The organism is Streptosporangium sp. NPDC050855, assembly GCF_044456585.1.
Taxonomy (GTDB): Bacteria; Actinomycetota; Actinomycetes; order Streptosporangiales; family Streptosporangiaceae; genus Streptosporangium; species Streptosporangium longisporum.
Genome location: NZ_JBITFY010000006.1, coordinates 143,263 through 161,625 on the forward strand (window position 1 = coordinate 143,263; position 18,363 = coordinate 161,625).

Sequence of the window (18,363 nt, forward strand, 5' to 3'; positions counted from 1 at the left end):
GGAGCGACCCTCCCGGGCACCCCGGCCGAACGATCGTGGTCGCTTTCATCGTCCGCCGCGTGATCGCCGCCGTGCTGATGCTCGCCATCGTCAGCATGGTCACCTTCGCGATCTTCTTCCTCATCCCGCGTGCCCTGGGCCAGACCCCCGAGGGCATGGCGTCGCGCTACGTGGGGCGAGACGCCACCCCCGAGGCGATCCAGGGTGCCGTCGAGCGACTGCACCTGGACGATCCGATCCTGGTCCAGTACGGCCGGTTCGCGCAGGGCATCGTCGCCGGCCAGGACTACTCCCTGGGCCCGCGCAAGGCCGAGTGCCCGGCCCCCTGTTTCGGCTTCTCGTTCAACAACAACCAGCCGGTCTGGCCGACACTGCTCGACCGGCTCCCCGCGACGATGTCCCTCGCCCTGGGCGCCGCGATCACCTGGATCGTCGTCGGCGTCAGCGTGGGCGTCATCTCCGCGCTGAAACGCGGGACCCTGGCGGACCGGGCGGCGATGACGTTCGCCCTGGCCGGTGTCTCGCTGCCCATCTACTTCACCGGCCTGGTCTCGCTGTCGGTGTTCGCGTACACGCTGGGGATCTTCCCCGGCGGTGGCAGCTACACCGCCTTCAGCGACAACCCGATCATGTGGTTCCAGGCGCTCGTGCTGCCCTGGATCACCCTGGCGTTCCTGTACGCCGCCCTGTACGCCCGGCTCACCCGGGCGGGCATGCTGGAGACCATGGGTGAGGACTACATCCGCACGGCCCGCGCCAAGGGCCTCAAGGAGCGGACGGTCGTGACCAAGCACGCCCTGCGGGCCACGCTCACCCCGATCCTCACCATCTTCGGCCTCGACCTCGGACTGCTGCTGGGCGGCGCGGTGCTCACCGAGAGCACCTTCTCCATCCCCGGCATCGGCAAGCTGGTCATCGACGCGATCCGGGGCAACGACCTCCCCGTCGTCCTGGGCGTGACCCTGTTCGCGGCGATCTTCATCGTCGTGGCCAACCTCATCGTGGACATCCTGTACGCGGTGATCGATCCGAGGGTGAGGATCTCATGACGGCTCCCGCACCGGAGTCCTTCCTGGAGCTGCGCGACCTGCGCATCCACTTCCCGACCGACGACGGCCTGGTCAAGTCCGTCGACGGCCTGTCGTTCAGGCTCGACCGGGGCAGGACCCTGGGCATCGTGGGCGAGTCGGGCTCGGGCAAGAGCGTGACCAGCCTCGGCATCCTGGGCCTGCACAAGGGCGGCAGCGCCCGGATCTCCGGCGAGATCTGGCTGGACGGCGAGGAGCTCGTCAGCGCGAGCGCGGACCACGTGCGGACCCTGCGCGGCAAGAAGATGGCGATGATCTTCCAGGATCCGCTGTCGGCCATGCACCCGTACTACACGGTGGGCGCCCAGATCATCGAGGCGTACCGGATCCACAACGACGTCAGCAAGGCCGTCGCCCGCAAGCACGCGATCGACATGCTCGGCCGGGTGGGGATCCCGCAGCCCGACAAGCGGGTCGACGACTACCCCCACCACTTCTCCGGCGGCATGCGCCAGCGTGCGATGATCGCGATGTCGCTCTCCTGCGACCCCGAGCTCCTGATCGCCGACGAGCCCACCACGGCCCTCGACGTGACCGTCCAGGCGCAGATCCTCGACCTGATGCGCGACCTGCAGAGCGAGTTCAACTCCGCGCTGATCGTCATCACCCACGACCTCGGCGTGGTCGCCGAGCTCTCCGACGACATCCTGGTGATGTACGGCGGCAAGGGCGTCGAGTACGGCACCGCCGAGGACATCTTCTACCGGCCCGAGCACCCCTACACATGGGGTTTGCTGGGATCCATGCCCCGCCTGGACCGCGAGCCCACCGAACGGCTGCTCCCGATCAAGGGCTCCCCGCCCTCCCTGATCAACGTGCCGTCCGGCTGCGCCTTCAACCCCCGCTGCACCTTCGCCGGTCGCACCGAGGGCAAGGCCACCACGGAGGTGCCGCAGCTGCTGGAGACCGACGGCGGCCACCTGGTCCGCTGTCACATGCCGCGCGCGGAGCGGCGGTCCATCTGGGAGAACGAGATCAAGCCGATCATGGAGAGCACGTGAGCGAGCGAGCCGGCCGGCACGGCATGTCCCAGGGCACGCGACGGGTAGGGGAGGACGCGTGACCGCGGCCGACGCCACCGAGGACAGGAGCGGCGCGACCGAGGCGGCCGCCTCCGACGCCCTGCTGTCCGTCCAGGGGCTGGAAAAGCACTTCCCGGTGACCAAGGGCCTGCTGCGCAGGCAGGTCGGCGCGGTCAAGGCGGTCGACGGGATCAGCTTCGACGTCCGCAAGGGCGAGACGCTCGGCCTGGTCGGCGAGTCCGGCTGCGGCAAGAGCACCACCGGGCGCCTGATCACCCGCCTGCTGGAGCCGACCGGCGGGAAGGTCGTCTTCGAGGGCCACGACATCACCCACATGTCGCAGGGCAGGCTCCGCCCGCTCCGCCGCGACATCCAGATGATCTTCCAGGACCCGTACTCCTCGCTCAACCCCCGGCACACGGTCGGCGCCATCGTCGGCGCCCCGTACCGGATCCAGGGGGTCCAGACCGAGCAGGGGACCAAGAAGGCGGTCCAGGAGATCCTGGCGCTGGTCGGGCTCAACCCCGAGCACTACAACCGCTACCCGCACGAGTTCTCCGGCGGGCAGCGCCAGCGCATCGGCATCGCCAGGACGCTCGCGCTCAAGCCGAAGCTGATCATCGCCGACGAGCCGGTGTCCGCGCTGGACGTGTCGATCCAGGCCCAGGTGGTCAACCTCCTGGAGGACCTGCAGAACGAGCTCGACCTGACGTACCTGATCGTCGCGCACGACCTGTCGGTCATCCGGCACATCAGCGACCGGGTCGCGGTCATGTACCTCGGCAAGATCGTCGAGCTGGCCGACCGCAAGGACCTGTACGAGTCGCCCATGCACCCGTACACCACCGCGCTGATGTCCGCGGTGCCCGTCCCGGACCCGGCCCGGCGCAGGGACCGCGAGCGCATCCGCCTGACGGGCGACGTGCCCAGCCCGCTCAACCCGCCGCCCGCCTGCCGGTTCCACACCCGGTGCTGGAAGGTCCAGGAGATCTGCAGGACGGTGGAGCCCCCGCTGGCCGAGCTGGCCCCCCGCCACCGGGTCGCCTGCCACTTCCCGGAGAACGCCCCCGCGGGACACTCCCCGGGGAACGCCGGGACCTCCGGCGGCACGACCCCGGGCGACGGTCAGGGCCCCGCGGTCCTCACCGGCTGATACCCCTTTCGGAGGCCCGCACGGCCCCGCACGCGGCTCCGGCCCGTGCGGGGCCGTGTGGGTTTCCGGAGGGACCGCAGGGCTTCTCAGGCGCCCTTCACGGGCCCTGCGGCGCCCCGGTCAGGGCAGCGCGCCCGGTGTGATCAACCCGGTCTCGTACGCGAGCACGACGGCCTGGACGCGGTCGCGCAGGCCCAGCTTGGTGAGCACGTTGCCGACGTGCGTCTTGACGGTCGTCTCGCTCACCACCAGCTCGGCCGCGATCTCCGCGTTGGACATGCCCTTGGCGATCAGGCGGAGCACCTCCAGCTCACGCTCGGTCAGCCGGTCCAGCCGCGCCGGCGTGGACTGCTGGTGGGCCGACGGCAGGTGCGCCCCGAACCTGTCCAGCAGGCGCCGGGTGACGCTCGGCGCGACGATGGCGTCACCCGCCGCCACCACCCGGATCGCCTGGACCAGCTCCTCCGGCGGGACGTCCTTGAGCAGGAAACCGCTCGCCCCGGCCCGCAGCGCCTCCACGATGTACTCGTCGAGGTCGAAGGTCGTCAGCACCAGCACCCGCGGCACGTGCGCGCCGCTCACGGCCTCGCGCACGATCCGCCGGGTCGCCTCGATGCCGTCCACCCCGGGCATCCTGATGTCCATCAGCACCACGTCCGGCAGCAGCGCCCGCGACTGGTCCTGGGCCGCCTTGCCGTCCCCCGCCTCGCCGACCACCGTCAGGTCGGCCTCGGCCTCCAGGATGAGCCGGAAACCGGTGCGCAGCAGCGGCTGGTCGTCCACCAGCAGCACTCGGATCGTCATCACGCGTCCTTGAGGGGGAACCGGGCATCGACCTCGAATCCGCCCCCGGGACGCGGGCCGATCCTCAGAAGTCCACCATAGAGGGCCACACGCTCGCGAATGCCCGCCAGTCCGTGACCTGTCACCTCCCGGTCGGCGTCCCCGGCCCCGGGGCCGAGACCGTCGTCGGAGACCTGGACGGCCAGAGCGTCCGGCTCGTGGCGCACCGTCACCCAGGCCCGCGCCCGCGGCCCGGCGTGCCGCAGGCTGTTGGTCAGGGCCTCCTGGACCAGCCGGTAGGCGGCCAGGTCCACCCCGGGCGAGAGCGTCTCCCGCTCGCCCTCGATCCACAGCTGCGTCCGCAGCCCGGCCTCGCGCATCTGGTCGACCAGGGCGGGGATCTCCCGCACCCCCGGCTGCGGGCCGCGCTCGGCCGGGGTGGCGTCGGTCCTCAGCACCCCCACGATGCTCCGCATCTCCGACATCGCGGTCCTGCCCAGCTGCTCGATCGCGGACAGGGCCTCGCGCGCCCCGTCGGGGTCGCTGGCCAGCACCCGGCGCGCCGCCGCCGCCTGGACGGTCATCACGCTCACGTGGTGGGCGACCACGTCGTGCAGCTCGCGGGCGATCCGGGAGCGCTCCTCGGCCCTGGCGGCCCGGGTGTCGGCCTCGCGGGCGCGCTCCATCCGCCGGTCCCGGTCGCGCAGCTCCGCCTGGTAGGCGCGGCGCAGCCGCACGCTCCGGCCGGCCACCCAGAGCGAGGCGGTCAGGACGGTCACCAGCAGGTGGGTGCTCCACCGGCCGCCTTCGCCGTCCGCCACGGACGACAGCAGGTAGGCGGTCACGGTCAGCACCGGGGCGCACAGGCTGAGCGCCAGCCCCCGCCGGGAGGCGATCGTGTAGACCAGCACCAGGGCGGCCCCCCAGAGCGGCCACGCGCCCCGCCCCGCCACGGTCAGCGCCCCACCGGCCAGGCAGACCAGGCAGAGAAGGAGGAGGTGTGCCCATGGCTGTGTCCATGGCGACGCTTCGCGTCGCGGTGAGGCCGCTCTTACCCGGCGACTTCCCTCGTCGCTCATCCGCTTCGCTCCTTCGCTCCTCGGTCCGGTCGCCGGCGCGGCCTCACGGGTCCATGGCGACGCTGGCGCGTCACGGTGAGGCCGCTGGGATCCGGCGACTTCCCTTGTCGAGGAGGATCGTTCGTTCCTCACGACCCTCCTCTTCTCGGTCCGGTCGCCGGCGCGGCCTCACGGGACTCCCCGGGAACGCTTCGAGGGTACGTCCCTTGCGGCGGCATTGCCCGCGTGGCCTCCCGCTGCGTCGGCGAGGGGCGGACGACAGGGCGGTGCGAGCTTCTCCGGAGTTTTCGTTATCCGCGTGCGGCCCGGGGGTCTCCTGTGTGGCGGCGCGTGCGAGCGCCGTCGGACCTTCCCTGCACGGCTTCCCAACAGGACAAGGACTTCATTCACTATGAGCACAACCGCCTCGCGCGGCATCCGAGCCGGACGCGCGTCCGTCGTACGCCGGGTCCGCCGCCTGTCGCTGGCCGGTGTTCTCGTCGGCCTCCTGAGCACCTCCGTGGTGAGCGTCGCCTCCTCGGCCGCCGCGGCCGAGGTGCCCCTTTCGCAGGGCCGTGACGCCGTCGCCTCCTCGGCGGAGCGCGGTGACCTGTCGGCCGCGGCCGCCGTCGACGGCAGGCCCGGTACCCGCTGGGGCAGCGCGTTCGGCGACCCGCAGTGGCTCGCGGTCGACCTCGGCAGGTCCACCGCCATCAAGAAGATCGTCATCAACTGGGAGAACGCCTACGCCACGGCGTTCCAGATCCAGACCGCCGCCGACGGCGACGGCCCCTGGAAGACGGTGTACGGCACCACGGCGGGCAAGGGCGGCGTTCAGACCATCGACGTGTCGGCCACCGGCCGGTTCGTGCGGCTGTACGCGACCAAGCGGTCCGGCCGGTACGGCGTCTCGCTGTGGGAGTTCCAGGTCTTCGGCACCGGCTCGGGCACCCCGGCCCCGACTCCGAAGCCGACCTCGACGACCAGGCCGACCCCGAGCGCCACCCCGACGTCCACGACCAGGCCGACGCCCAGCGCCACCCCGACCACCACCGCGCCCGCGGGCGGCTGGGTACCGGTGGACCAGGCCGCGTGGAAGAAGGCCCTGGACGCGTACCACAAGGTCGCGCCCCGGCCGGTCCCCGCGGGGATCGTGAGGGTCCCCGAGTTCCAGACCAACTGCGAGGTGGCCAACCTGGCCAAGGACGACCCGATCGTGCTGCCCGGCCTGTCCGGCGCCTCCCACATGCACACCTTCTTCGGCCCGAAGGTGACGGCGACCACCACGACGGAGGACCTGCTCGCGGGGTCCACGAACTGCGACGCGCCCGGGGACAACAGCGCCTACTGGGTGCCGACCCTGATGCGTGACGGCAAGCCGGTCCCGATGAAGAACTTCCGCGTGTACTACGGCGCCCGGCTCAAGGACCCGTCGGAGGTCGTGCCCTTCCCGCCGGGCCTGGTCGCGGTGCAGGGCGACGCGAAGCGGCAGGTGGCGACGCCGAAGAACGCCAGCGGCCAGTTCTGGTGCGCCGGCAGCGCGGAGACCGGCCGCAGCGCCGACGGCAACTGGCCCGTCTGCGCGCGGGGCGGCAACCTGATCTACCAGATGACCTTCCAGGACTGCTGGGACGGCAAGCACATCGATTCGCCCGACCACAAGTCGCACATGGCGCCGATGAAGGACGGCCGCTGTTCCGGCTCCCACCCGGTCGCGGTCCCCAGCGTCTCGCTCATGGTCGGCTACGACTCCCTCGGCGGTGACGGCCTGACGCTGTCGTCGGGCCTGCCGTCCTCGATGCACGGGGACTTCATGAACGCGTGGAAGCCGGAGACGCTCGGCGCGCTCGTGAAGATCTGCATCAACGCGAAGGCCAAGTGCGGCACCACGCCGGGCTGGGACCGCTGACCGGTCCCCGCCGCCACCTCGCCTGACCTCGCACGACCTTGCCTGACCTCGCCGTGCCGGTGTCCCCGCGTCCCGCGGGGGCACCGGCACCGTCAGACGATCACGGGGCGCGCTCCGGGGCCGTCGCCCCCAGGCCCCGCGCGGCCCGGGACCGTCATGCCGGCGATCTGTCGCCGTGCTCCTGGGCGGGTTCGTCGCGGGCGCCGGCCCGGCCGTCGGTGCGGCCGCCGGTGCGGCGGACGGTGTCGCCCGGCTGGCGGGCCGGGACCGGCGGGGGGGTGCCGCCGAACTCCGGGCACAGGTCCTTGTAGTTGCACCAGCCGCACAGCCTGCTGGGGCGGGCGCGCCACTCGCCCGTCTCCAGGGCCCGCTCGATCGCCTGCCACAGGGCCCAGACCTTGCGCTCGGTGGCCAGCAGGTCGGCCTCGTCGGGGGTGTAGCGCAGGATCTCGCCCTCGCCGCCCAGGTACATCAACTGGAGCAGGCGGGGCACCGAGCCGCGCAGGCGCCAGATCACCAGCGCGTAGAACTTCATCTGGAACAGCGCCCTGGCCTCGAAGGCGGGCCCGGGGGCGCTGCCGGTCTTGTAGTCGACCACGCGGATCTCCCCGGTGGGCGCCACGTCCAGCCGGTCGATGTAGCCCCGCAGCATCAGGCCGTTGCCCAGCACCGCCTCCACGTACAGCTCCCGCTCGGCGGGCTCCAGGCCGGTGGGGTCCTCCAGGGCGAAGTAGCGTTCCAGCATGACGCGGGCCCTGGCCAGCCAGGCGGCCCGCTCCTGCTCGTCGGTGAACATCTCGGCGTAGGACGGCTCCTGCTCCAGGAGCTTGCGCCACTGCGGCTCCAGCAGGTCCCAGGCGGCGTCGACCGTCCGCTCGGGGGCGGGCAGGTCGTACAGGCGTTCGAGAACCGAGTGGACCATCGTGCCGCGCACCGCGGCGGGCGACGGGGGCTCGGGAAGCCGGTCGATCACCCGGAAGCGGTACAGCAACGGGCACGTCATGAAGTCGCCCGCGCGCGACGGCGACAGGGCTCCGATGATCGTGGGCTCGGACGTCGACATGACCGCACTGTAGGTCACGGTGACGACAGTTCGCGCCCGGACGGACCCGTGGCGTCTGCCGGAGGCGCGCCGGCGCGTACCATCGAGGCCTGAGGGCGGACCGAACGAGGAGTGGTGAGCCAGCGGTGAGCAGCGAGAGCCCGCGCCGGGAGAGCCCGGGACTGAGGATGGGGCGTCCGTTCGGCATCCCGGTCTACGTCTCGCCGACCTGGTTCATCGTGGCGGCGTTCATCACCTACGTCTTCCAGCGCGTCGTGGCCTCCTGGCTGCCCGAGCTGAGCGTCCCGCTGACCTATCTGGTCTCGTTCGTCTTCGCGGTGCTGCTGTACGTCTCGGTGCTGCTGCACGAGCTGGCGCACTGCGTGGTCGCCAGGATGTACGGCCTGCCGGTCCGGCGCATCACGCTCTACCTGCTCGGGGGCGTCTCGGAGATCGAGCGCGAGCCGGAGACCCCGGGCCGGGAGTTCATGGTGGCCTTCGCCGGGCCGCTGCTCTCGCTGGGGCTGGCGGCCGTCGGCTTCGCCGTCTACCAGGTCGTCCCGCCGGACACGATCGCCGGTGTCCTGATCTTCCAGCTCTGGTTCGCCAACCTGATCGTCGGGATCTTCAACCTGCTGCCGGGGCTGCCGCTCGACGGGGGCCGCATGCTGCGGGCCGGCGTGTGGAAGGTCACCGGCAGGCCCGGCGCCGGCACCGTCGTGGCGGCCTGGGTGGGCCGGGCGCTGGCCGTGGGCCTGGTCGCGATCCCCGTCGGGCTGGCGCTGGTGACCGGCCAGGCGCCCGACGTGACCAACCTCATCTGGTCGCTGGTGCTGGCCTCCTTCATCTGGTTCGGCGCCACCCAGGCGCTGCGCGGCGCCCGGGTGCGGGCCCGCATCCCCCAGGTCAACGCCCGCGCCCTGGCCCGGCGGGCCATCGCGGTGACCGGTGACGTGCCGCTGGCCGAGGCCCTGCGCCGGGCCGCGGAGGCGCGGGCCGGGGCGATGGTCGTGGTCGACCACGAGGGCCGTCCCACCGGGATCGTCAACGAGGTCGCGGTGGAGGCCACCCCGGAGGCCCGCCGTCCCTGGGTGACGGCGGGCTCGCTCTCGCGGAGCCTGGAGCCGTCGCTGGTGCTGGCCGCCGACCTGGAGGGCGAGTCGCTGATCGACGCCATGCGCGAGTCCCCGGCGGGGGAGTACCTCCTGGTGGAGCGCGGGGGCGAGATCTTCGGGGTGCTCGCCACGTCCGACGTCAACAAGGTGTTCAGCGGAGTTTAAGCGAACCGCAGGTCGTTCACAGGCGTCCCACTGAATACTCGCCGGCAGAGGGGCCGGACGGCGCATCCCGCCGCCCGTTCCCTCGTTCCCGGCCTGTACCAGGACCAGATCTCCGACCAGCGAACGGGCTGGTCACGTAGCTCAAGGGACGCATCCATTGGCACCCCCCCACACCCCGGCCCCGCCCGGTGACCTGACACCGGACCTGCTCGGCACCCCCGAGTGGACCGACCAGATGGTCGCGGCCGCCGGCATCCCCATGTACGACATCCCGTTCCTCAGCGTCGGTGGTGGCATCGGGTCCTTCGTGACCCTGGACTACCTGCGCATCTACGGGGTCCCGACCTCGCAGATGCGGGTGGTCTCCAACATCGACCACCCGTGGCAGACCTACGAGTTCCTCACCCGGTGCTCGCAGATCCCCCGCGGGGAGCGGATCCGCTCCGACTCCTCCTCCCGCCCCGACAACCTGTGGGGGTTCCCCTCCTACGCGCTGGAGGAGGCGTGGAAGGAGAAGAAGCCGTCGTACCTGTGGCAGATCCTCACCGAGCCGCTGCTGAACGACTACTGGACCCCGCGCGCCGGCACCGTCTTCGAGAACCTGGAGCGCGAGGCCAGGCGCATCAACTACTGGGACATGCTGGTCAAGGGCCAGGTGCGGATGGTCCGCCGCCGGGCGGGCGGCGGCTACTTCACCGTGGTCACCCCGCCCGAGGGCGCCGCGCCCACCAAGCGCATCGTCTTCCGTTCCCGCTTCGTGCACATCGCGGTCGGCTACCCGGGCCTGAAGTTCCTGCCCGACCTGCAGAAGTTCCGCACCGAGCACGGTGACTACCAGCACGTCGTCAACGCCTACGAACCGCATGAGCAGGTCTACGAGTTCCTCAAGACCAGGCCGGGCACGGTGGTCATCCGGGGCGGCGGCATCGTGGCCTCCCGGGTGCTGCAGCGGCTCTTCGACGACCGGGAACGGTACGGCCTGCAGACCCAGATCGTCCACATCTTCCGCACGTTCGTCACCGGCTCGCACGGCCCGCACGTCTGGTCGCGCCGCAAGGGCGGTCACGGCTGGGCCTACCAGGGCTTCAACTACCCCAAGTCGGTCTGGGGCGGCCAGCTCAAGGCGGAGATGCGCAAGCTGGAGGGCGCCGACCGGGCGAGGAAGTACAAGGAGATGGGCGGCACCAACACCCCTTTCCGGCGGCGCTGGCAGGAGCAGCTGCGCGCGGGCCGCGAGGGCGGCTACTACCACGCGGTGCAGGGCACCGTCGACCGGGTGGAGCACTCCGCGGACGGGCGGCTGGTCAGCTACGTGCGCAGCAAGGACGGCATTGTCCGTGAGCCGGTCTCCGACTACATCATCGACTGCACCGGCCTGGAGGCCGACATCGCCGAGCACCGCGTCTTCGACGACCTGCTGCGCAACACCGGGGCGGGCCGCAACCCGGTCGGCAGGCTGGACGTGGAGCGTCACTTCGAGGTGAAGGGCACGGCCAGCGGCGACGGGGTGCTGTACGCCTCGGGGTCGGCCACGCTCGGGGGCTACTTCCCCGGTGTCGACACCTTCCTGGGCCTGCAGATCGCCGCCCAGGAGATCGCCGACGACCTCGCACGGCGCGGGTTCGTCAAGAGGATGGGGCCGCTGCGCTCGACCGCGCAGTGGTTCAAGTGGGCCCGCAACTCGCCGGTGTAAGGAGTACTTCCCGTGGTTCCGACCCTGCTGGGCCGTGTTCAGACGCGCCTGTTCATGCTCGCCACCCTCGGCGTGCTCGTCACCCTGCTGATCGTCCCCGTGCTCCCGGGCTCCTCGGGGCCGCTTCCCGGGCGCTACGCCGACGGGCTGCTGCTCGTCGCGGCGGTCGCGGTGCTGGGGGTCGTCTGGGAGCTGATATATCACTTCCTGATGCAGTTCAGATGGGAGAAGGACTGGCCGACATCGTTCGGCCTGCTGACGCTCATCCCCGAAGGCCTTGTGCTGTACTTTTTGCTACGGTCCGGTGCAGTCGGTTTCATCGATCCGATTCCGCCGGCCGCCTTCTGGACGCACTTCACCGTCGTCTGGGTATGCATCTGGCTGGTGACGAACGGGCCCATGCGGGTGCCGTTCATCCGGTGGCGTTTCCGGGGAGGGAGAGTTCTGTGACCGACCAGGGCTTCGGGGTGGTGCGTCCGCTTCCGGGCAACGGGCTGGTGGCCCATGTGGGCGGCCTGCTGCTGGTGTGCGACGCGGCCGAGGCCGTCGTCGGGGATCTGCTGGGAGCGCTGCGGGAGACCGCGGGCTCCGGCGGCGACGGCAGGGCGCTGGCCCGCCGGGTCGCCCAGATCCTCGCCGTCTCGATGGGGGAACCGGTGGCGTGCGCCGTCGCCGGTCCCGTCGGTGACGGCGTGGCCGTCCTGGTCAGTGGTCCGGCGTTCGCGTCGGTGACCGGTTCGGCCGGAGAGGTCCGGCTCGCCGGGCGCGACGCGCTCACCTGGTCCGACCGGCTGGTGCCCGGCCCGGTGACCCGGGTCGAGCTGCGCCTGCCGGACGCCGGGGCCGTGCACCCGCTCTCCACCCTGGACGCCGGGGTGATCGTCGCGGGCGGGGTCGAGTGCGACCTGACCGAGACGCCCACCTGGACCCCGGCGCCGCGGCGCACGGAGCCCGCCGCGCCCCAGGGCGCGCAGGAGGCGCCGCGGATGCAGTCCGCCGCGCCCCGGGGGGTGCACGAGGCGCCGCGGATGGAGTCGTCCGCACCCGCGTCCATCCCCATGCCCGCGCCGCCCGAGCGGGTGGCGTCCCCGGAGCGGCCGTCCGTCCCCGAGCGGCCGTCCGTGCCGGACACCGGCGCCCCCGCGCCCTACCCGATGGGGCAGGCCGAGTCCCACCCGTCGGTACCCTCGCCCGTGGAGCCGCGGCGTGAGCCGCAGGCGCAGTGGCACGCGGCCCCGGACCGCGACCACCCCGCGGAGACGCCGTCCGGGCCCTCACGCGCGCAGCACGCCGACATCGACACCGCCATGGCGAGCGGGATGGGCGGCGACCCGGTCGACGTCCGCGAGCAGCCGTTCGAGTACGAGCTGCCGGCGCCCGGCGGCGCGCAGCCCGCCGACGAGCCGCCCCCGGCCGCCGAGCCCGAGGCCCGGCCGCTGGTCTACGGGGTCGACTGCAAGAACGACCACTTCAACGACCCCCGCGTGCCCTACTGCGCGGTCTGCGGCATCGCGCTGGTGCAGCGGACCCTCGTCCCCTACAAGGGTCCGCGCCCGCCGCTGGGGGTGCTGCTCCTCGACGACGGCCTGACGCTGCGCCTGGACACCGACTACCTGATCGGGCGCGACCCGGAGAGGGCCCCCGAGGTGGCCGACGGATCGGTACGCCCGGCCAAGGTCACCAGCCCCGACGGTTCGGTCTCCCGCCGCCACCTGCGGGTGGCGCTGGACGGGTGGGACGTGAACCTGGTCGACCTGGGATCGGTCAACGGCACCCAGATCCAGCCGCCCGGCGACCCCAACTTCTACGACATCCCGCCGAACGAGCCGGTCGCCATCATGCCCGGCACCACCGTGCGGATCGGCGTCTCGCGCACCATGCGCTACGAGTCGCACCGCAACCGCTGAGCGCCCCCGCTCCTCCGGCTTTTCCGGGCGGTACGGCCGTGGCCGTGCCGCCCGTGCCGCCCGGGACGTGGACGGCCGGCTCCACGCCCTACCGGCTGAGGCGTTCCAGCTCGGCGCCGAGCATCCGCTCCAGCCGCTCCGGGCCGAGCCTGCCCGGGTACAGCAGGCGGTGCACGCTCAGGCCGTCGACCAGGGCCAGCAGCCGCTCGGCCACGTCGTCCAGGTCCTCCCCGGTGACGATCTCCCCGTCCGCGGCCGCCGAGCCGAGCAGGCTGCGTACCAGATAGCGCAGTTCCTCGGCCTCGGCGCGCTGGGCCTCCAGCAGCGCGGGGCTGGTCATGCTGCGGCTCCAGAAGCCGACCTCCAGCCCGCTCTCGGCGACGCGCTCCTCGTCCAGCGGCAGGTTGTCCAGCAGCAGCTCGCGCAGGGCGGCCAGGCCGGTGAGGCCCGCCAGCTTGCCGCGCAGCCGCTCCACGATGCGCCGGTGCGAGGAGCGCAGGGCCGACAGCATGATGTCGTCCTTGTCGGCGAAGTAGTGGGTCAGCACGCCGTTGGAGTATCCGGCCTCCCTGGCGATGGCCCGGGTGGTGGCGGCCTCGATGCCCTCGCGCAGGATGATGCGGCGGGCCGCCTCGACGACCTCCTCGCGGCGCTCCTCGTGGTCAACGATCTTCGGCATCTCGTCCCCTTCCCCGTACGGCATCCGTTGACATTTTAGTCGGTCGCCCGTCTATCATCCGCTGAAGACATGAGGAGGACCCGTCATGACCGTCGTCACCCTCGGGGTGCACATCGTCGACGTGCTCGCCAGGCCGGTGGAGTCCATCCCCGCCGGGCAGGACACCCACCTGCTGGAGCAGATCCGGGTCACCGCCGCCGGGGCCGCGGCCGGGACCGCCGTCGACCTGGCCGCGCTCGGCGTCCCGGTCGCCTCGGTGGGCGCGATCGGCGACGACGAGCTCGGAGACCTGCTCGTCATGATCATGGAACGGCGCGGCGTCGACGTGTCCGGGATCGTCCGCAGGACGGGGGAGCAGACCGCCGCCTCGATCCTGCCCATCCGCCCCGACGGCGGGCGCCCGTCCTTCCACGTGCCCGGAGCCAACCTGGGCCTGTCGACGGCCGACGTCGGCCGCGAGCGGATCCTCGGCGCGCGGATCGTGCACCTGGGCGGCATGGACGTCACCTGGGGCCTGTACGACCCGGGGTTCCTCGCCCTGCTGGACGAGGCGCGGGCCGCGGGCACGATCGTCACGATGGACCTGCTGTCCAACATGCCGGACCTGATGCAGGGGGTACGGACCTTCCTCGGCCACGTCGACTACCTGCTGCCCAACGAGGAGCAGGCGCTGATGATGAGCGGTGCCTCCGGCGCCGAGGAGGCCGCGACCGCGCTGCTGGCCGAGGGCCCTTCGGCGGTGCTGGTCACGCTGGGCGCCGAGGGAAGCCTGATCGCCTCCAAGGAGGGGATCACCCGCGTCCCCGCCCTCGACGTCCCGGTGGTCGACACCACCGGGTGCGGCGACGCCTACTGCGCCGGGTTCATCGCCGGGCTGGCCGACGGCCTGGACGTGGCCGGGGCGGCCCGGCTCGGCACCGCGCTGGCCGCCCGGGTCGCCGGAGGTCTCGGCTCCGACGCCGGGCTGACCGGCGCGCGGGAGCTGCGCGGGGCCCCCGGGCCCCGTGACCCGGCGTGACCCCGTGACCCGCGTGACCCCGTGTGGTCCCGTGACCCCGAGCCCCTTTTCCGACCGTGATCTCCCGACCGCGACCTTCCCGACCGTGAAAGGACGACGCATGTCCATCGACGCCGAACTCAGGGAACGGGCCGCCAAGGTCGTCCCCGGAGGCATGTACGGCCACCTCAACGCGGCCCTGCACGGCCCCGCCTACCCGCAGTTCTTCGTCGGCGGCGAGGGCTGCCGCCAGCGGGACGCCGACGGCCGCGAGTACGTGGACCTCATGTGCTCCTGGGGACCGGTGGTGCTCGGCCACCGCCACCCCGCGGTCGAGGCGGCCGTCGCGGCCCAGCTCGCCGCGGGCGACTGCCTCAACGGTCCCGGCCCGGTCTACGTCGAGCTCGCCGAGCTGCTGGTGGAGACCGTGCCGCAGGCCGACTGGGTGATGTTCTCCAAGAACGGCACCGACGCCACCACCCAGGCGCTGATGGTGGCCCGCGCCGCCACCGGCAGGGACAAGGTGCTGATGGCCCACGGCGCCTACCACGGGGCCGACCCCTGGTGCACGCCGAGCACCGCGGGCACCACCCCGGCCGACCGCGCCGACCTGACCGAGTTCACCTACAACGACCTGGCCTCGGTCGAGGAGGCCGCGGCCCGGATCGAGGGCGAGGTCGCCGCGATCATCGTCACGCCCTTCAAGCACGACTCGTTCGAGGACCAGGAGCTCGCCACGCCCGAGTTCGCCCGGGGGGTGCGGGCCCTGGCCGACCGGATCGGTGCCGCGCTGGTGATCGACGACGTGCGCGGTGGCTGGCGGCTGGACCTGGGCGGCTCCTGGGAGCCGCTGGGGGTACGCCCCGACCTGTACGCCTTCAGCAAGGCCATGGCCAACGGCCACCCGATCGCGGCCGTCACCGGCGTGGACTCCCTGCGCGCTCCGGCCCAGACGCTCTACACCACCGGCTCGTTCTGGTTCAACGCCGCCCCGATGGCCGCGGCCAAGGCCACGATCGAGACGCTGCGCGACATCGGCGGCATCGCCCTGATGGAGCGGGCGGGCACCCGCCTCCGCGAGGGCCTGGCCGCCCAGGCCGCCTCGCACGGCTTCACGGTCAACCAGACCGGCCCGGTGCAGATCCCCTGGCTCTCCTTCGAGGGCGACGCGACCCTGGAGAAGGGCATGTTCTGGGCCGCGGCCTGTGTCGGGGAGGGCGTCTACCTCCACCCCTGGCACAACTGGTTCCTCTCGGCCGCCCACACCGACGCCGACATCGACCGGGCGCTGCAGGGCACCGACGCCGCCTACGCCAAGCTCAGGGCCCACTTCGGGGCCGACTGAGACCCGGCCCGGACCCCGCGAGAAAAACCCGGAGGGCCCCGAGGGGCCGGAGGCGAGCCCGACAGGGAGCGGTCCGGCCCTCCCGGGCGGGCTCAGCGGCCCCCGGACCCGTCCGGTCCGCCCGGCCCGCCCGGCCCGTCCGGGGTCTCCCGCAGGCGGTACCACTGCAGGTCGTCCAGGCGCGTGCCGTCCGGGCCGGGCAGCAGCCCGCGCATCAGCGCCTCCCTGGTGAACCCCGCCCGCTCCAGCACGCGTTGCGAGGCGAGGTTGTCCGGGGAGGTGCCCGCGATGATCCGTTCCAGGGGGGTGTGCTCGAAGGCCCAGCCCACCAGCAGGTTCACGGCCCGGGTGGCGAAGCCCCGGCCGCGGAACTCCGGCAGCACGCTGTAGCCCGTCATGGCCTGCCCCAGCGGGGGGATCACCCCGCTGAGCTGGATGTCCCCGGCGAACGCGCCGGTCGAGGCGTCCAGGATCACCGCCTGGACCATCGTGCCGGCCAGCCAGTCCGCGCCCGCGGAACGGCACCGCTCGGCGGCCTCCTCCACCCCGGGCGCCTCGGGCGGGACGCTGTGCTCGACCACGTCCGGCAGGACCTGCAGTGCCAGGTAGTCCTCCGTGTCGGCCGCGGTGAGCGGCCTGAGCCGTACCGTCCCGTCGGTCAGCGAACCCCCGGGGAACCACGGCAGGTACGGCCGCACGCGCTCGCCGGAGTCGCCGCGCAGGCGCGCGAAGGAGACCAGGTCTCGGCGGGTGCCGTCGCGCCGCTCCTCGGCCCCGCGGCGCACGCCCTCGCGCCGGAAGCCCGCGGCCATCGCCACGCACTGGCTGGGCAGGTTCTCCACGTCGGCGAGGAGCTCGACGCGTTCCAGCCCGTGGGCCAGGCCCCAGCCGGTCAGGGCCGAGGTCGCGGCCGTGGCCACCCCGCGGCCCCGGGCCCAGGGCGCCACCAGGTAGCCGATCTCGGCGGTGTCGCGCGGCAGCGGGGGCTTGAGGCCGATGTTGCCGAGCCACTCGCCGGTCTCCGGGTCCGCGATCGCGAACTCGGCGCCCCCGGCCTTCCAGGCGGCGCGGGCCGCCTCCAGGTACCGCAGCGCGTCGTCGTGGGTGTAGGGCGAGGGGACCAGGGGGATGAACCGGACGATCTCCGGGTCGGCGCAGGCCCGCACGATCGACTCGGCGTCGGCGTCGGTGTGGGGCCTGAGCGTGACGGGGCCGGCGGGGATCACTTCTTCTGGGAGCACACGGCAACAGCTACCAGGTTTCGGCCCGTACCGGCGAACCGTTTACCCCGACCCTCGGTCGGACCCGTCCCCCGTCCCGGCCCGGTCCGGCAGGCCGGGGGGGCAGGTGCGGCCCGCCGGGGCGGGATCGGCCGCCGCCGGGCGCCGTTAACCTTGCGCTCATGGGTTTTCGCAGGCATGGGCCGTTTCAGGCCGGGGATCAGGTTCAGCTCACCGACCCCAAGAACAAGCGTCACACGGTGACGCTGAAGGAAGACGGCGTGTTCCACACGCACAAGGGCGGGATCCCGCACAGTGAGCTGATCGGCCGGCCCGAGGGCTCGGTGGTGCGTTCGTCCGGCGGCACCCAGTATCTGGCGTTCAGGCACCTGCTCCAGGACTACACGCTCTCCATGCCGCGCGGCGCGGCGGTGATCTACCCCAAGGACTCGGCGCAGATCGTGGCCATGGCCGACATCTTCCCCGGTGCCCGGGTGGTGGAGGCGGGCGTCGGCTCCGGCGCGCTGTCCTGCTTCCTGCTGCGCGCCGTGGGCGCCGAGGGCACGCTCACCTCGTACGAGCGGCGCCAGGACTTCGCCGAGATCGCCACCAGGAACGTCGAGAAGTTCTACGGCGGGCCGATGGAGCAGTGGCGCCTGGTGGTCGGCGACTTCGTCGAGTCCCTCGACGAGAGCGACGTCGACCGGATCGTCCTGGACATGCTCGCCCCGTGGGAATGCGTGGACGCCGCGGCGAAGGCGCTCACCCCCGGGGGTGTGATCTGCTGTTATGTGGCGACCACGACTCAGCTGTCGCGGACGGTGGAAACTCTCCGGGAGCACGGGAGTTTCACCGAGCCCCATGCGTGGGAGACCCTGGTTCGTGACTGGCATGTCGAGGGACTGGCCGTGCGGCCCGACCACAGGATGGTCGGCCACACCGGTTTCCTGGTCACGGCGCGTCGCATGGCGGACGGCGTGACGCCGCCCCCTCGACGCAGACGCCCGGCGAAGGGGGCCAATGCCGAGGACTCCACGGACTCCACCACCTCCACCACCTCCACCGGCTGATGACGATTCGGACACGAGGATCCGTGTACAGAGTGACGCGCGAACCGACCCTCATGTTCATATACTTCTAGTACTAAAAGCACTAAAAGGGATTAATCATCACGCACTTAATGTAGT

General features: G+C 72.2%; 16 protein-coding genes. 11 read left to right on the forward strand and 5 right to left on the reverse strand.

Annotated features, from left to right (window positions below):
- Positions 1-35 precede the first annotated feature (35 nt).
- Genes ACIBCT_RS14900 through ACIBCT_RS14910 form a run of 3 tightly spaced genes read left to right on the forward strand, consistent with a single transcriptional unit; the run spans position 36 to position 3,263 of the window.
- Positions 36-1,049: an ABC transporter permease gene (locus ACIBCT_RS14900; RefSeq protein ID WP_399188612.1), complete on the forward strand. Its 1,014-nt coding sequence runs from the start codon at positions 36-38 to the stop codon at positions 1,047-1,049.
- On the forward strand, positions 1,046-2,089 hold the full coding sequence (locus ACIBCT_RS14905; protein WP_399188614.1) for an ABC transporter ATP-binding protein: 1,044 nt from the start codon (positions 1,046-1,048) through the stop codon (positions 2,087-2,089). The genes ACIBCT_RS14900 and ACIBCT_RS14905 overlap by 4 nt, the downstream gene beginning before the upstream one ends.
- Before the next feature lie 58 nt (positions 2,090-2,147).
- Positions 2,148-3,263, forward strand: coding sequence for an ABC transporter ATP-binding protein (locus ACIBCT_RS14910; protein ID WP_399188616.1), 1,116 nt, complete (start codon positions 2,148-2,150; stop codon positions 3,261-3,263).
- 120 nt (positions 3,264-3,383) lie between these two features.
- On the opposite strand, the gene ACIBCT_RS14915 is transcribed toward ACIBCT_RS14910, so the two are convergent.
- Both ACIBCT_RS14915 and ACIBCT_RS14920 read right to left on the reverse strand, forming a co-directional pair.
- A complete protein-coding gene (locus ACIBCT_RS14915; protein WP_344903073.1) occupies positions 3,384-4,067 on the reverse strand; it encodes a response regulator transcription factor in 684 nt (227 codons plus the stop codon).
- Positions 4,067-4,999 (reverse strand): sensor histidine kinase, encoded by a 933-nt coding sequence (locus ACIBCT_RS14920; RefSeq protein WP_399188618.1) that lies wholly within the window; start codon positions 4,997-4,999, stop codon positions 4,067-4,069. The genes ACIBCT_RS14915 and ACIBCT_RS14920 overlap by 1 nt, the downstream gene beginning before the upstream one ends.
- A 517-nt stretch (positions 5,000-5,516) precedes the next feature.
- On the opposite strand from ACIBCT_RS14920, the gene ACIBCT_RS14925 reads away from it, so the two are divergent.
- Positions 5,517-7,013: a DUF1996 domain-containing protein gene (locus tag ACIBCT_RS14925; RefSeq protein WP_399188620.1), complete on the forward strand. Its 1,497-nt coding sequence runs from the start codon at positions 5,517-5,519 to the stop codon at positions 7,011-7,013.
- A gap of 154 nt (positions 7,014-7,167) precedes the next feature.
- Here the strand turns inward: ACIBCT_RS14925 and ACIBCT_RS14930 are convergent, their stop codons facing one another.
- Positions 7,168-8,076: a RecB family exonuclease gene (locus tag ACIBCT_RS14930; protein ID WP_399188622.1), complete on the reverse strand. Its 909-nt coding sequence runs from the start codon at positions 8,074-8,076 to the stop codon at positions 7,168-7,170.
- 167 nt (positions 8,077-8,243) lie between these two features.
- On the opposite strand from ACIBCT_RS14930, the gene ACIBCT_RS14935 reads away from it, so the two are divergent.
- From ACIBCT_RS14935 to ACIBCT_RS14950, 4 genes are all read left to right on the forward strand, one after another.
- On the forward strand, positions 8,244-9,335 hold the full coding sequence (locus ACIBCT_RS14935; protein WP_399188927.1) for a site-2 protease family protein: 1,092 nt from the start codon (positions 8,244-8,246) through the stop codon (positions 9,333-9,335).
- A 157-nt stretch (positions 9,336-9,492) separates the two neighbouring features.
- Positions 9,493-11,028 (forward strand): hypothetical protein, encoded by a 1,536-nt coding sequence (locus tag ACIBCT_RS14940; RefSeq protein ID WP_399188624.1) that lies wholly within the window; start codon positions 9,493-9,495, stop codon positions 11,026-11,028.
- A 12-nt stretch (positions 11,029-11,040) separates the two neighbouring features.
- Positions 11,041-11,478 (forward strand): hypothetical protein, encoded by a 438-nt coding sequence (locus ACIBCT_RS14945; protein WP_399188626.1) that lies wholly within the window; start codon positions 11,041-11,043, stop codon positions 11,476-11,478.
- Positions 11,475-12,935, forward strand: coding sequence for an FHA domain-containing protein (locus ACIBCT_RS14950; protein WP_399188628.1), 1,461 nt, complete (start codon positions 11,475-11,477; stop codon positions 12,933-12,935). Before ACIBCT_RS14945 ends, ACIBCT_RS14950 begins: the two co-directional genes overlap by 4 nt.
- Positions 12,936-13,023: 88 nt before the next feature.
- On the opposite strand, the gene ACIBCT_RS14955 is transcribed toward ACIBCT_RS14950, so the two are convergent.
- The gene (locus ACIBCT_RS14955) at positions 13,024-13,614 is read right to left on the reverse strand and encodes a TetR/AcrR family transcriptional regulator (protein WP_399188630.1); all 591 of its coding nucleotides are present in this window, start codon (positions 13,612-13,614) and stop codon (positions 13,024-13,026) included.
- A gap of 85 nt (positions 13,615-13,699) precedes the next feature.
- On the opposite strand from ACIBCT_RS14955, the gene ACIBCT_RS14960 reads away from it, so the two are divergent.
- Positions 13,700-14,632 carry a carbohydrate kinase family protein gene (locus tag ACIBCT_RS14960; RefSeq protein ID WP_399188632.1) on the forward strand — a complete coding sequence of 311 codons (933 nt, stop codon included), beginning with the start codon at positions 13,700-13,702 and terminating at the stop codon, positions 14,630-14,632.
- Positions 14,633-14,732: 100 nt separating this feature from the next.
- Positions 14,733-15,956 (forward strand): aminotransferase class III-fold pyridoxal phosphate-dependent enzyme, encoded by a 1,224-nt coding sequence (locus ACIBCT_RS14965; protein WP_399188634.1) that lies wholly within the window; start codon positions 14,733-14,735, stop codon positions 15,954-15,956.
- Positions 15,957-16,048: 92 nt separating this feature from the next.
- Here ACIBCT_RS14965 and ACIBCT_RS14970 read toward each other — a convergent pair whose 3' ends face one another.
- Complete coding sequence (locus ACIBCT_RS14970) at positions 16,049-17,197, reverse strand: GNAT family N-acetyltransferase (protein WP_399188636.1); 1,149 nt, start codon at positions 17,195-17,197, stop codon at positions 16,049-16,051.
- Positions 17,198-17,358: 161 nt separating this feature from the next.
- Here ACIBCT_RS14970 and ACIBCT_RS14975 point away from each other — a divergent pair, with 161 nt between their 5' ends.
- Positions 17,359-18,246 carry a tRNA (adenine-N1)-methyltransferase gene (locus ACIBCT_RS14975; RefSeq protein ID WP_399188638.1) on the forward strand — a complete coding sequence of 296 codons (888 nt, stop codon included), beginning with the start codon at positions 17,359-17,361 and terminating at the stop codon, positions 18,244-18,246.
- Positions 18,247-18,363: the final 117 nt, after the last annotated feature.